The organism is Pseudomonas sp. NPDC098747 (assembly GCF_044760045.1).
Taxonomy (GTDB): domain Bacteria; phylum Pseudomonadota; class Gammaproteobacteria; order Pseudomonadales; family Pseudomonadaceae; genus Aquipseudomonas.
The window spans coordinates 71,399-84,517 of sequence record NZ_JBIWAL010000006.1; the positions used below are offsets into that span (position 1 = coordinate 71,399).

Sequence of the window (13,119 nt, forward strand, 5' to 3'; positions counted from 1 at the left end):
AGCCCATGACCTCCAGCCCCGAACACGCCCGCCTGCTGCGGCTGGCCACCCGCGCCTCAGTGGCGGTGGCCTGTACGCTGATCGTCGCCAAAGCCATCGCCTGGTGGCTGAGCGGGTCAGTGAGCATGCTCGCCGGCCTCACTGACTCGGCGCTGGATGGCATCACGTCGTTGCTCAATCTGCTGGCGGTGCACTACGCGTTACGCCCGGCGGACGACGATCACCGCTATGGCCATGGCAAAGCGGAATCGCTGGCGGGCATGGCGCAGGCGCTGTTCATTGGTGGCAGTGCGGTGTTGATCGCGTTTCAGGCTTATGCGCGGTTGAATGATCCGCAGCCGCTCGGCGCGCCATGGCTGAGCATCGGCGTGATCATTTTCTCGCTGCTGCTGACATTGGCGTTGCTGGTGTTGCAGCATCGGGTGGTCAAGGCGACCGGCTCCAACGCCGTGCGCGCCGATTCGCTGCATTACCGCTCGGACATGCTGCTCAATGGCAGCATCCTGATTGCGCTGGTGCTGGCCGGGTTTGGTTTTGATCAACTGGATGCGTGGTTCGGTCTGGGGATTGCTGTCTACATCTTGTGGAGCGCGGTGCAGATCGCCCGGGAAAGTTTCTCAGTGTTGATGGACGAGGAACTGCCGACGGACGTCAGCCAGCACATGCTCGAACTGGCGTGCAGTGTGCCGGGGGTGTTGGGCGCGCATGACCTGCGCACGCGGATCTCGGGCAACCACTGGTTTGTGCAGTTGCATCTGGAATTGCCGGGGGAATTGACGCTGTCTGTCGCGCACGGCATCAGCGATCAAGCCGCCGATGCCATTCACAAAGCCTACCCGCGCGCCGAAGTGCTGGTGCACGCCGACCCGCAGGAAGTGGTGCTGGCCGCCAGGGCTCAGTAACTGACCTGATAACCGCGACTGCTCAGGCAATTGCCCTGGGCCTGACGATACGCCTGAACCACCTCGGGTGCCGGTTGGTAGGTCGCAGTGCGCGGATCAAAACCGCTTTGCTGCACCGCGTACTGATAACACTGGTATCCGTCCTGCTGCACCTGCTGCGGCGACTGACCATTGGCCGGATAGGCCTCGACGTCATAACCCTGTGATTGCGGTTGCGGCTGTTGCTGCACGGGCGGCGCGACCACGATGTAATCCTGCGTGTCTTGCTGATACGCATAGTACGAACCGGCAGCGAGGAACAGCAGCGACCCACCGATCCACACTTCACGGGCGTAATCCGGCAAATACTGCGTGCGAATCCCGCGCGGCGGTTGCACGACGATGTAGCGCGGGCCTTGCGGGCGATACCAGTAGCCGCCGGAATAGAAGTAGTCCTGACCGCGATACGGCACGCGATAGTCACGATCGGGGAAGCGATCAATCACATGCCCCGGCCGATATTGCGGACCGGGCCCCCAACCATTGCCGTGACCGTCCGGACGTCCCGGCCAGCGATTGTCGTTGGGTCGATTGTCATTGGGTCGATTGCCGGTCTGCCAATGCTGGTTGTTGTAGCCGTTTTGCGGACGCTCGTCGCGGTAGTAACCCTGACGCGGCTCCTGGGTCTGGCGCACGGTGTCGGGGCGCGGCTGGATCGGCAGATTGGGATTGTGGTCCGGACGATTCTGGTTCTGGCCGTTGTTCTGCTGACCGTTATGCTCGAACTGGCGGCTGTTGTCGCCACGAATGATCTCGTTGCTCTGCGCACGCGGCTGATTCTGCTGCTGCGGATTGTTCTGCCCGCGCTGCTGATTGTCGCCGCCATGGCCCTGATTATTACCCTGATGCTCCGGCCCGCGACCGCCGTCCTCGGGGCCATGATTTTGCGGCTCGTCGGCCAACGCCTGCGCACCGACACTCATACACAGCAAACCAACACCGGCCAGCTGCCAGATACGCGACTTCATGAAATTCCTCACTGCGGCTTACTGCCCGTAAATAAGAGTGGCCTGTAGCTAAGACCGGGGAAATACACACCGGGTTCTGCTAAAGGTTATCAGTCACGCGACTTATTTATTGAGCGGCGCAGCAGCAAATCGCGCGCAAGAAAAAAGGGAGACCCGTCGGCCTCCCTTTAGAGAACTTCGTCCTGGCTCGACGCTTTTGACGTCGGCTCACCTCACGCCGTCTTCTGGACAGTGTGTAGCTCGGGGGCCGGCCCAGCCCCGGTGGGGGGTGGCGGCCGCGGCAGGCCTGATAGGCGGGCCGCGTGGACTGTGTTACCGAGCAGTGATTCTGGTGATAAGAATAGGCCTGAGCCCGCGACAGATGATTGCTAAGATTGCTCAAACAAACACCACTTGCGCAATTTTTCACCCTGGATAGATAATCCGCCGCAATAGTTACAACCAAGGACAGATTGATGAGCAAACTCGACCGTTACGACCTGAGCATTTTGGCGGAATTGCAACGCGACGCCCGCATCTCCAACCAGGAACTGGCCGAGCGCATCGGTCTGTCGCCCTCCCCTTGCTCGCGCCGGGTCAAGCAGCTGGAAGACGACGGCTATATCTCGCGTCAGGTGGCGCTACTGGATCGCAAGATGCTCGGCCTGAGCCTGACGGCTTACGTGCTGATCGGCATGGATCGGCACACACCAGAGCGTTTCGAGAATTTCGAAGCGGCGATTCGCACGTTGCCGCAGGTGCTGGAGTGCAGCCTGGTGACGGGCGTGGATGCTGATTACCAGTTGAAAGTGGTGGTGCCGGACATGGATCACTATCAGAAGCTGTTGCTGGGTCACCTCACCCGCATCGATGGCGTAACAAGCGTTCGCTCAAGCTTTGTGCTGAATCAAGTGTTGAACAGCACTGAACTGCCGCTCACCCACCTGCGCAACTGATTGCTTTTGTGGCGAGGGGATTTATCCCCGTTCCAGTGCGCAGCACTGGCAAAGCTCTGCCGCGAGCCAGATATTTTGGGGTCGCTTCGCAACCCAACGGGGATAAATCCCCTCGCCACAGGACTGCGGTACACCGACGCAGGTCAATGCTTCATCAATTGCCCTTGGCGTATAATCTCCGCCGCCCTTTAGCCCCGCCCCGCGCCGGAGATGTCCGATGGATCCTGCACTACTCGAAGAGTGGATGATGACCGGTCTGGTCAGCATCCTGATCATTTTCATGGGTTTCATCGTCTGGGATCTGGCGAAGAAGTCCAAGGCCGGGCGTTTCGGCTCGTTCATTCTGTTCTTCGTACTGGGCCTGGGCGTGGCCGCGTTTATCATCAAGAGCGTGGTGATCGGCCTGATCGAATCCGGTGCTTTATAAGCGCGCCGGCACTTCCGTCCACTGGCCCTGATCGAGACCGTCGATCGTCCAGTCGCCAATCCTGACCCTTACCAACCGTAGCGTCGGCAGCCCGACAGCTGCGGTCATGCGCCGTACCTGACGGTTGCGCCCCTCGCGAATCACCAATTCCAGCCAACTGGTCGGCACGCTTTTACGAAAGCGCACGGGCGGGTTGCGCGGCCAAAGCTCAGGCTCCTCCAATTCCCGCGCCTCGGCGGGTAAGGTCATGCCGTCATTCAACTCGACGCCATCGCGCAGACGCTGCAATTGCTCGTCCGTCGGCTCACCTTCGACTTGCACCCAGTAGGTTTTCGCCAGTTTGTGTTTCGGGTCGGCGATCCGCGCCTGCAACTGGCCGTCGTTGGTCAGCAGCAGCAAACCTTCGCTGTCACGATCCAGCCGACCGGCAGGATAAATGCCGGGCACATCAATGTAATCCTTGAGCGTCGCCCGCCCTTCACCGTCGCTGAATTGCGTCAGCACATCGAACGGTTTGTTGAACAGGATCAGCTTCGGCTCGGCCGGCGGCGCCTTGGCGACACGGCGAGGAGCAGAAGACGGAGGCTTCACGCCGGGGCGGCGGGAAGGTGGACGCGGGGGACTGGGCATGGGCAAAGCAACATCTAACGGTCAGGGCTGCCAATGCTAGTAGCTCGACCGTTAAATGACCATCAACAAATCAGCGGAACGGCGGTTCGTCGAAGCTGCGCAGTTTGCGCGAGTGCAACGAATTGAGTTCGGTGCGCAGCAGATCCACCGCTTCGATGCCGATCTTCAAGTGCTGGCTGACCGCACGCTCGTAGAAGGCGTTGGCCGAGCCTGGCAGCTTGATTTCGCTGTGCAGCGGTTTGTCCGATACACACAGCAACGTGCCGTACGGCACCCGCAGGCGATAGCCCTGCGCGGCAATCGTTCCGCTTTCCATGTCCACCGCCACGGCGCGGGACAGGTTGATCAACGGTCGCTCCTGAGCCCAGCGCAGTTCCCAGTTGCGGTCGTCGTAAGTCAGAACGGTGCCGGTGCGCAGGCGTTTTTTCAGATCGTCGCCCTTCTCGCCAGTGACATTGGCCGCCGCTTGTTGCAGCGCCATTTGCACTTCGGCCAGTGCCGGGATCGGGATGTTCGGCGGCACCACGCGGTCGAGAATACCGTCGCGACGCATGTAGGCGTGGGCCAGCACGTAGTCGCCGATGGTCTGCGACTGCCGCAGGCCGCCGCAGTGACCAATCATCAGCCAGCAATGCGGACGCAGCACGGCCAAATGGTCGGTAATGTTCTTGGCATTGGACGGGCCGACGCCGATATTGACCAAGGTCACGCCGTGGCCATCGCTGGCGATCAGGTGATAGGCCGGCATCTGGTAGCGGTGCCAGACCACACCGGCAGCAATTGCCGAGGCTTCGCCGTGATCCATGCTCTTTTCGATGATGACGTTGCCCGGCAGCACCATGCGCACGAAACGCGGATCGCTGCGCAATTGCTCCAGACCATGAACGATGAACTGGTCGACATAACGGTGATAGTTGGTCAGCAGGATCCACGGCTGCACATGGCGCCAGTCGCTACCGGTGTAGTGCACCAGACGGCGCAGTGAGAAATCCACACGCGCCGCATCAAACAGCGCCAATGGCAGTGGATCGGTGTTTTCCCAATCGTATAGGCCGTCGGCGATGCCATCGGTGGCGGCAGACAAATCGGTACTCGGGAACACGCGCGCCAGCACCGCTGCCGTCACGCCGGAGCCGGCCAGTTCGTCGCCCTGTTCGACCACGTATGGATACGGAATGTTTTGCTGACTGACGCCGACTTCCACGGTCACGGTGAAGTCGTGCATCAGCGGCACAAGTTGCTCGAGCAGGTATTTGCGAAAGGCCGCCGGGTGGGTGACGGTGACGCTGTAGGTGCCCGGCAGTTGCACCTTGGCGTAAGCGCGGGTGGTCTGCGGGACTTCGCCCTGGCATTGATAGGTCAGACGCAGTTCGGGATAGCGAAACTGAGCACGCTGCTCGGCGTCGGGCTCGACGCGATCCTTGAGGTACCGCTTGAGCGCCGAGTTCAGCGCAGAGGTGGCCCGCTCATGCAGCTCGGCCAGACGATCCACGGCTTGTTCGGCGGTTTGAACGACAATAAACGCTTCGGTCACGATCAGCTTCCTGTGTTCTGACTTGCAGAGCTTCATCTTGCCTGCATCGTGGCGTGACGGGAACAGTGGCGTAATGGGTGTACCGAAATCTTTCAGACAAAGCGGATCCCTGTGGGAGCTGGCTTGCCAGCGATGGCGGCGTGTCAGTCAATATTCATGTTGGATGTGCTGGCCTCATCGCTGGCAAGCCAGCTCCCACAGGGTTTTGTGGTGTTTGGGGGATTGGGGATCAGAATCCTTGCGGGGTCGAGCGGGTGACGATGGCTTCGACGTCCAGCCCACGCGGCAGCGCGCCGTAGACTCGCCCACCCCCACTCAGGCGGCTGGCAATAAACGCATCACTGACCGCCGAATTCCCCGCCTCCAGCAACAGCTTGGCCTGAAGCCCCAGCGCAATATCCTCGGTCAATTGCCGCGCCCGGTATTGAATGTCGCTCGTATCCTTGAACTGCGCCTGCAACTGCTGAATATGCGCGGCCAGTCGTTTATCGCCATGGCCATCACCGAGCTCACTGAACAACACATCCAGCACGCCTGGCTCTTTCGACAAGGCACGCAACACGTCGAGACACTGCACGTTGCCCGAACCTTCCCACGTCGAGTTGACCGGCGCCTCGCGATACAACCGCGGCAGGATGCTGTCTTCGACATAGCCCGCACCACCCATGCATTCGGCGGCTTCGTTGATCATGGCCGGCGCGCGTTTGCAGATCCAGTATTTGCCCACCGCCGTCACCAACCGGGCGAATTGTGCTTCGTGGCGATCATCCAGATGATCCAGCGCCTTACCCATGCGCAGGCTCAGGGCCAGTGCGGCCTCGCTTTCAAGCGCCAGATCGGCCAGCACGTTCTGCATCAACGGCTGTTCGCTCAGCAGTTTGCCGCCGACCTTGCGGTGCGCGCAGTGATGGCTGGCCTGGGTCAGCGCCTGACGCATCAGCGCGCTGGAACCGACCATGCAATCGAAGCGCGTCATGGCGACCATTTCGATGATGGTCGGCACGCCGCGCCCCTCTTCGCCGACCATCCACGCCAGCGCCCCGCGAAATTCCACTTCGCTGGAGGCATTGGACTGGTTGCCGAGTTTGTTTTTCAGGCGCTGGATGTAGAACTGATTGCGCGTGTCATCGGGACGATGGCGCGGCAGCAGAAAACAGGTCAGGCCTTTGTCGGTCTGCGCCAGCGTGAGGAACGCATCGCACATCGGCGCCGAACAGAACCACTTGTGGCCGACCAGTTCATAGGCCTCGCCCGGGCCGCTGGCGCCGACCGGATAGGCTTTGGTGGTGTTGGCGCGCACGTCGGTGCCGCCCTGTTTCTCGGTCATGGCCATGCCGAGGGTGACCCCGGCCTTGTGCGCCATGCCGACGTTACGCGGGTCGTATTCGGTGGCGAGGATTTTCGGTAGCCACTGCTCGGCCAGGTTCGGCTGCAAACGCAAGGCCGGAACGCTGGCGAAGGTCATGGTCAACGGGCAACCGCTGCCGGCCTCCGCCTGGCTGTGCAGGTAACTCATGGAAGCTCGGGCAACGTGGGTGCCGTCCTGCGGATGCGCCCACGGCAGCGAGGTCAGACCATGCTCGATCGCTGTGCGCATCAGTTCGTGATAAGCCGGATGGAATTCCACCAGGTCGATGCGATGACCGTAGCGGTCATGGCTGGCGAATACCGGTTTGTTCTGGTTGGCGAGGAACCCGGCTTCCATCAGCGGCCCGCCAGCAAGAGCACCGTAGGCGTCGATCCGCGATTCGGCCCAACCGGCGCCAAACCTGCGCGACCACTCCTGCAACGGCAGGTCGATGCGGTACAGGTTGCTGCCGTCCAGCGACGGTGGCTGGTTGGTGACTTCGTGGGTTTCGGCGAACTGATGCAGGTTCATGACGGGTTCCTTCTTCAGCGAGAAGGTCAGTTAAGCACCGCCCCCACGCCGAACAAAGTGTCATATCCGCCGTTTTTGCGGCGCTTTTACCCTATCAACAGCAGAGCACCCGCCGCTCCAGCGCTGCCTGCAAATCTTCGAATTTCACCGGTTTGTTCAGGTAATCGATCAGCGCGCCAGGGGGGCAAATCTCGCGATCGGCACTCAGCGCGAGCATGAACACCGGCAGATGGGCGCAACCCGGCAAGGCCTGAATCTGGCAGCACAACGACGCGCCGTCATGAGCAGGCAACTGGCAATCGATCAGCACCGCGTCGAAGCTTTCGCGCCGCAGGGAATCGAGCGCTGCCGCACCGTTGTCGGCCGTGCGCACGCGGAAACCGAGCTTGAGCAACATGCCGCGCATCACCAGTTGGTTGACGCTGTTGTTATCGACCAACAACACCGTGCAGTCCTGCGGCGTGCGTATGCAATCGCGGGCAAGCGCTGGAGTTGGTGCAGGTTCAACCACCGGCAGTGCGAACTCGACGTCCAGCTGGAATCGGCTGCCACGACCGGGTTCGGAACGATGGGTAAGCTTGCCGCCGAGCAATTCCACCAACTGTCGGCAAATCGCCAGACCGACGCCCAAGCCGCCGTACTCACGGGTCATCGACCCGTCGAGCTGGAAGAAGCGCTGATACATCGTCGCCTCACCCAGATCGGTGAAGCCGATGCCGGTGTCGATCACCGCAAACGATAGCGCCAGACGATTGTCCGTCGTCGGTTTGCCGGTAACGCGTAGCGCCAGACCACCCACGCGGGTGAACTTGATCGCGTTATCCAGCAAGCATTCCAGGCACTGCGCCAGTTTCGCACTGTCGCCATGCAGGCGATCCGAAAGGGTCGGCAGCACGTCGACTTTGAAGTCCAGCGACTTGCTAGCCGCGTTGCCTTCGAACTGCACGCGTAGCGCCTCGACCACGCCGCGCAGGCTGAAGCTGCCCGGTGTCGCCTTGAGCTTGCCGGCCTGCAATTCGGTAAGGGTAAGGATACCGTTGACCATGCGCATCATGTCCCGGGCGGAACCGGCAGCGGTTTGCTGGTATTGCTCAAGCTCCGGATCCAGGTCGATGGTCTGCATCAGTTCCAGCGAGCCGATCACACCGTTCATCGGCGTGCGCAGTTCGTGGGTCAGGGTCGCAAGAAATTCATCCTTGAGTTTGTTGCTGTGGGCCAGTTGCTGGTTGAGCACTTCGAGTTTCTGCCCGGCATCGAACAGCGTCTGCGCCTGTTGCTCGCGCATCGCATTGATCCGGTCGGCCAATGCCAGCGAGAGCAGCGCCACCTCGATGGCCGAGCCGATCTGGCTGGCGTACATGGTCAGGAACACGTTCGGCAGCAAGCCCAGCACCATCAGCGTGTTGATCACGCCACCGAGCAGGAACGCCGACCACGCGATGATGAAGTAGCGCGCCACGCGCAAGCCCCGGCACCAGGCTAGAATTCCGGCGGCGAAAATCACCACTGTGAAGGTCAGTGCCAACGTGGTCGCCAGGCGCAGCGCCAAGGCATAACTGGCCATCAGCGACAGACCGATCACCAGCGCGCCGAATCCGATCAACGCGATCAACAAGCGGTCGAGCCAGCGGCTGTGAGTTTTGGTCTGCAAGAAGCTGCGGGCGAACTGGCTGCCGAACAGCCCCGCGCAACCGATGAAAAACGGGGTGGCGGCGTTGGCCCACCACGGGTTGTTTGGCCAGAAATACTCGACCGCCGCGCCATTCACCGACAGTTGATAGAGACCGAACGAAGCAATATAGAAAATGTAATAGAGGTAACTGGTGTCACGCACGCTCAGGTAGATGAACAGGTTGTAAACCACCATCCCCAACAGCACGCCATAAATGATGCCCAGTACATACAGGCGCACGGGCTGATCTTCAAGGTAGGCGGTGCTCGACCACAACGTCACCGGCGCCTGGATCGAGCCTTCGCTGGCCAGTCGCAGGTACACGGTTTGTTGTTGATCCGGTGCGAACGTCAGGTCGAATAGATAGTTGTTCTGGCGGATCTCGCGACTGGCGAACGGCCAGGCATCGCCGGTTTGCCGGATCAGGCGAAAGTCGCCTTTGGCATCGGGCAGATACAGATCGAGATGGTCGAGCGGCGGATACGCCAACTCCAGCAGCCAGGTGCGCTGGGCGGCCGGATTGCTCGGGCGGTAATGCAGGTCGATCTTCAGCCAGAACGCCGAGCGCGAGTACCCGGCATTGAGCGTGGCTTTGTCGTGGGCTTTGAAATTGCCGGCAGCAGCCTGCGCGCGGACATCGGCAATGCTCGCCTGACCGCTCGGGTCTTCGAACACTTGCAGTGACCGGCCCAGAGGGAGGCTCTGGGTGAATTCGTCGAATTCGACGGCGCTCGCCATGAGGGGCAAGCAGAACAGCAACATCAGCAAATAGCGCATTGAAGCCCCAGCGTGGCTCGTCCGGTTGTGTCAGGAAGCCCCCCCATTCCTTTTGAGTAGACGTAAAACCGGTATTACCTGTTATTGGTTTGGATCCAGACTAGCATAGCCGTTGATGGCTATTGAGCACCATAGGAATTTTTCCTACAAAGGCTCTAGAACGGGCGTTTCAGAGCATAGGTGCGGACTAGAGCTGTTGAGTTGGTCAGGAAGATCAAAAGATCGTCCGAAGGCTCGGGCCGCGATCAGGCGATCTTTTGATCTTGCTGCGCCAGCCACACCCGAAAATCAGCTTTGGTGGTAAGCTCGCGCACCATGAATATCTACAGCTCCCGCCCCGTTGTCCTCTGTCTCTCCGGCCACGACCCCAGTGGTGGCGCCGGCTTGCAGGCAGATATCGAGGCCCTGCTCGCGCAGGGTTGCCATGCGGCTCCGGCCGTCACCGCCCTGACCGTGCAAGACACCGTCAACGTCACTGACTTCCGCGTTCTAGACCGTGAGTGGGTGTTGGCCCAGGCCAATGCTGTGCTCAACGACTCCGAAGTCGCTGCGGTCAAACTGGGCATGCTCGGTTCGTTGGAAATGGTCGACACTGTTGTCGAACTACTTTCGGCACACCCGCACTTGCCGGTGGTCTGCGACCCGGTACTGCGCGCCGGCGGCGGTGGACGCTTGGGCAAGGACGAAGTCGGCTATGCGATGCGCGAGCGTCTGCTGCCCTTGTCGATCATTGCCACCCCCAACCTTCCCGAAGCGCGCATCCTCGCCGAACTGCCCGAAGGCACCGCGGACGAGTGCGCTGAAAAACTGCTGCCGTTTGTCAAAAACCTGCTGATTACCGGCGGTCACGGCGACGAAACTGAAATCCACAATCGCCTGTACAGCCGCGACGGCCTGCGTGAAACCTTTTACTGCCAGCGCCTGCCGGGCAGTTATCACGGTTCTGGTTGCACCTTGGCCAGCGCCTTGGCCGGTCGTCTGGCACAAGGTGAAAACCTCGCCAGCGCGGTACGCAGCGCACTGGATTACACCTGGCGCACACTGCGCGATGCCGAACAACTGGGCAAAGGCCAGTTCGTCCCGCGTCGCCTGCCGCTGGATTTCTGCTCGTAACGTCGTGAGGTCTGCCTGATGAAACTACGTGGCCTGTACGCCATTACCGACAGCCAGTTGCTGGCCGGCAAGTTCCTGTCGTATGTGGAGGCGGCGCTGGAAGGCGGCGTCACCCTGCTGCAATACCGCGACAAGAGCAACGACGAGGCCCGCCGACTGCGCGAGGCCGAGGCGCTGCGAGATCTGTGCGAGCGCTACAAGACACATCTGATCATCAACGATGACGCCGAACTGGCCGCGCGCCTGAACGTCGGCGTGCATCTGGGCCAGACCGACGGCCCGCTGTCGCCGACCCGCGCCCTGCTCGGCTCGAAAGCGATCATCGGTTCGACCTGCCACGCGCAACTCGAACTGGCCCAACAGGCCGCCAAAGAAGGCGCGAGTTATGTCGCTTTCGGCCGTTTCTTCAACTCCAACACCAAGCCCGGCGCGCCGACCTGCAGCCTTGATCTGCTCGACGAGGCCAAACGTGCGCTGCATTTGCCGATCTGCGCGATTGGCGGCATTACCCTCGACAACGCTGCGCCGCTGGTGGCCCACGGTGTCGACTTGCTCGCTGTGGTCCACGGTTTGTTTGGTGCTGAAAGTACCGCCGAAGTGACCCGCCGCGCCCGCGCATTCAATGAATTGTTCAAATCCTGATTTTTGAGAGCCCGATCATGTCTCGTTCCGAAACCCTGTTTGCCAATGCCCAGAAACACATTCCCGGTGGCGTGAACTCGCCGGTTCGCGCGTTCAAAAGCGTGGGTGGCACGCCGCTGTTCTTCAAACATGCCGAAGGCGCCTACGTCACTGACGAAGACGACAAGCGTTATGTCGATTACGTGGGTTCGTGGGGCCCGATGATCCTCGGCCACAGCCATCCGGACGTTCTGGACGCGGTGCGCAATCAATTGCAACACGGCTTGTCCTACGGCGCGCCGACCGCGATGGAAACCGAGATGGCCGATCTGGTCTGCTCGCTGGTGCCATCGATGGACATGGTGCGCATGGTCAGCTCCGGCACCGAAGCGACCATGAGCGCGATCCGCCTGGCCCGTGGTTTCACTGGCCGCGACAGCATCATCAAATTCGAAGGCTGCTACCACGGCCACTCCGACAGCCTGCTGGTCAAGGCCGGTTCCGGCGCACTGACCCAAGGCGTTCCAAGCTCGGCGGGTGTACCGGCGGCGTTCGCCAAACACACCCTGACCCTGCCGTTCAACGACATCGACGCCGTGGAAAAAATGCTCGGCGAAGTCGGTGAGGAAGTCGCCTGCATCATCGTTGAGCCTGTCGCCGGCAACATGAACTGTGTGCCGCCAGCGCCGGGTTTCCTCGAAGGTCTGCGCTCGCTGTGCGACAAACATGGCGTGGTGCTGATTTTCGACGAAGTGATGACCGGTTTCCGCGTGGCCCTCGGTGGCGCGCAGGCTTACTACGGCGTGAAGCCGGACCTGACCACCTTCGGCAAGATCATCGGTGGCGGCATGCCGGTCGGCTGTTTCGGTGGCAAGCGTGAAATCATGGAACGTATCGCGCCGCTGGGCCCGGTTTATCAGGCCGGCACGCTGTCGGGTAACCCGCTGGCCATGGCCGCTGGTTTGACGACCCTGCGCCTGATCAGCCGTCCGGGCTTCCACGACGAACTGACCGATTACACCACGCGTCTGCTCGACGGCCTGCAACAACGCGCCGATGCGGCGGGTATTCCGTTCGTGACCACCCAGGCTGGTGGCATGTTCGGCCTGTACTTCAGCGGCGCCGACGACATCGTCACCTTTGAAGACGTGATGGCCAGCGACGCTGCACTGTTCGGTCGCTTCTTCCACCTGATGCTGGAAGGTGGCGTTTACCTGGCACCTAGCGCGTTCGAAGCCGGTTTCACCTCGATCGCCCACGGTGAAGCCGAGTTGAAGTTGACCCTGGACGCTGCCGAGCGCGCCTTCGCTAAACTGAAATAATCGCCGCACCGCTGACGTTGGCCATTGCCAGCGTCAGCTTTCACCTACACCCGCGCTGTTTTTCCGACGCCTCCGCTAAATTTCCCCCTAAAGTGGGCGATATATTCCCCGCGCAGCAGAAAAACGAGTAAAGACTTTGTAAGGTTGGCCCTGCTTATTTCATAATGCGCGCTTATTGGATCCCTCGATGGGTCCGCGTGCCCTTCAGAGGTAAGTCGATTCCCATGAACAGCACCTGATTCACCATTGCATTTGGTTTCATGTTGATACTTGATTCAGTTTTTGGTATTGCTTATGATG

At 60.8% G+C, this 13,119-nt stretch carries 11 protein-coding genes; 6 read left to right on the forward strand and 5 right to left on the reverse strand.

Annotated features, from left to right (window positions below; translation table 11 throughout):
- Positions 1 to 5: 5 nt before the first annotated feature.
- On the forward strand, positions 6 to 902 hold the full coding sequence (locus tag ACIQVE_RS05585) for a cation diffusion facilitator family transporter (RefSeq protein WP_402805375.1): 897 nt from the start codon (positions 6 to 8) through the stop codon (positions 900 to 902).
- Here the strand turns inward: ACIQVE_RS05585 and ACIQVE_RS05590 are convergent.
- A complete protein-coding gene (locus tag ACIQVE_RS05590) occupies positions 896 to 1,909 on the reverse strand; it encodes a DUF6515 family protein (protein ID WP_402805378.1) in 1,014 nt (337 codons plus the stop codon). The two genes, ACIQVE_RS05585 and ACIQVE_RS05590, sit on opposite strands and share 7 nt — an antisense overlap.
- 455 nt (positions 1,910 to 2,364) lie before the next feature.
- Between ACIQVE_RS05590 and ACIQVE_RS05595 the strand changes: the two genes are divergently transcribed.
- Both ACIQVE_RS05595 and ACIQVE_RS05600 read left to right on the forward strand, forming a co-directional pair.
- Entirely contained in the window at positions 2,365 to 2,844 is a 480-nt protein-coding gene (locus ACIQVE_RS05595; protein ID WP_402805381.1) for an Lrp/AsnC family transcriptional regulator, read from the forward strand.
- Between the two features lie 217 nt (positions 2,845 to 3,061).
- Positions 3,062 to 3,271: a DUF2788 domain-containing protein gene (locus tag ACIQVE_RS05600; RefSeq protein WP_007909655.1), complete on the forward strand. Its 210-nt coding sequence runs from the start codon at positions 3,062 to 3,064 to the stop codon at positions 3,269 to 3,271.
- Here the strand turns inward: ACIQVE_RS05600 and ACIQVE_RS05605 are convergent.
- From ACIQVE_RS05605 to ACIQVE_RS05620, 4 genes are all read right to left on the reverse strand, one after another.
- Positions 3,266 to 3,901 (reverse strand): pseudouridine synthase, encoded by a 636-nt coding sequence (locus tag ACIQVE_RS05605; protein ID WP_402805384.1) that lies wholly within the window; start codon positions 3,899 to 3,901, stop codon positions 3,266 to 3,268. The genes ACIQVE_RS05600 and ACIQVE_RS05605 overlap by 6 nt on opposite strands.
- Before the next feature lie 70 nt (positions 3,902 to 3,971).
- Complete coding sequence (amn, locus tag ACIQVE_RS05610) at positions 3,972 to 5,471, reverse strand: AMP nucleosidase (protein ID WP_402805387.1); 1,500 nt, start codon at positions 5,469 to 5,471, stop codon at positions 3,972 to 3,974.
- 193 nt (positions 5,472 to 5,664) lie between these two features.
- Positions 5,665 to 7,314, reverse strand: coding sequence for an acyl-CoA dehydrogenase family protein (locus tag ACIQVE_RS05615; RefSeq protein WP_402805390.1), 1,650 nt, complete (start codon positions 7,312 to 7,314; stop codon positions 5,665 to 5,667).
- A 94-nt stretch (positions 7,315 to 7,408) separates the two neighbouring features.
- Positions 7,409 to 9,763 carry a 7TM diverse intracellular signaling domain-containing protein gene (locus ACIQVE_RS05620; protein ID WP_402805393.1) on the reverse strand — a complete coding sequence of 785 codons (2,355 nt, stop codon included), beginning with the start codon at positions 9,761 to 9,763 and terminating at the stop codon, positions 7,409 to 7,411.
- A 315-nt stretch (positions 9,764 to 10,078) separates the two neighbouring features.
- Between ACIQVE_RS05620 and ACIQVE_RS05625 the strand changes: the two genes are divergently transcribed.
- From ACIQVE_RS05625 to hemL, 3 genes are read left to right on the forward strand one after another with little or no spacing between them, the layout of a single operon-like run.
- Positions 10,079 to 10,876 carry a hydroxymethylpyrimidine/phosphomethylpyrimidine kinase gene (locus tag ACIQVE_RS05625; RefSeq protein ID WP_047303578.1) on the forward strand — a complete coding sequence of 266 codons (798 nt, stop codon included), beginning with the start codon at positions 10,079 to 10,081 and terminating at the stop codon, positions 10,874 to 10,876.
- 18 nt (positions 10,877 to 10,894) lie between these two features.
- Positions 10,895 to 11,518 (forward strand): thiamine phosphate synthase, encoded by a 624-nt coding sequence (thiE, locus tag ACIQVE_RS05630; RefSeq protein WP_402805395.1) that lies wholly within the window; start codon positions 10,895 to 10,897, stop codon positions 11,516 to 11,518.
- A gap of 17 nt (positions 11,519 to 11,535) precedes the next feature.
- The gene (hemL, locus tag ACIQVE_RS05635; RefSeq protein ID WP_402805397.1) at positions 11,536 to 12,819 is read left to right on the forward strand and encodes a glutamate-1-semialdehyde 2,1-aminomutase; all 1,284 of its coding nucleotides are present in this window, start codon (positions 11,536 to 11,538) and stop codon (positions 12,817 to 12,819) included.
- Positions 12,820 to 13,119: the final 300 nt, after the last annotated feature.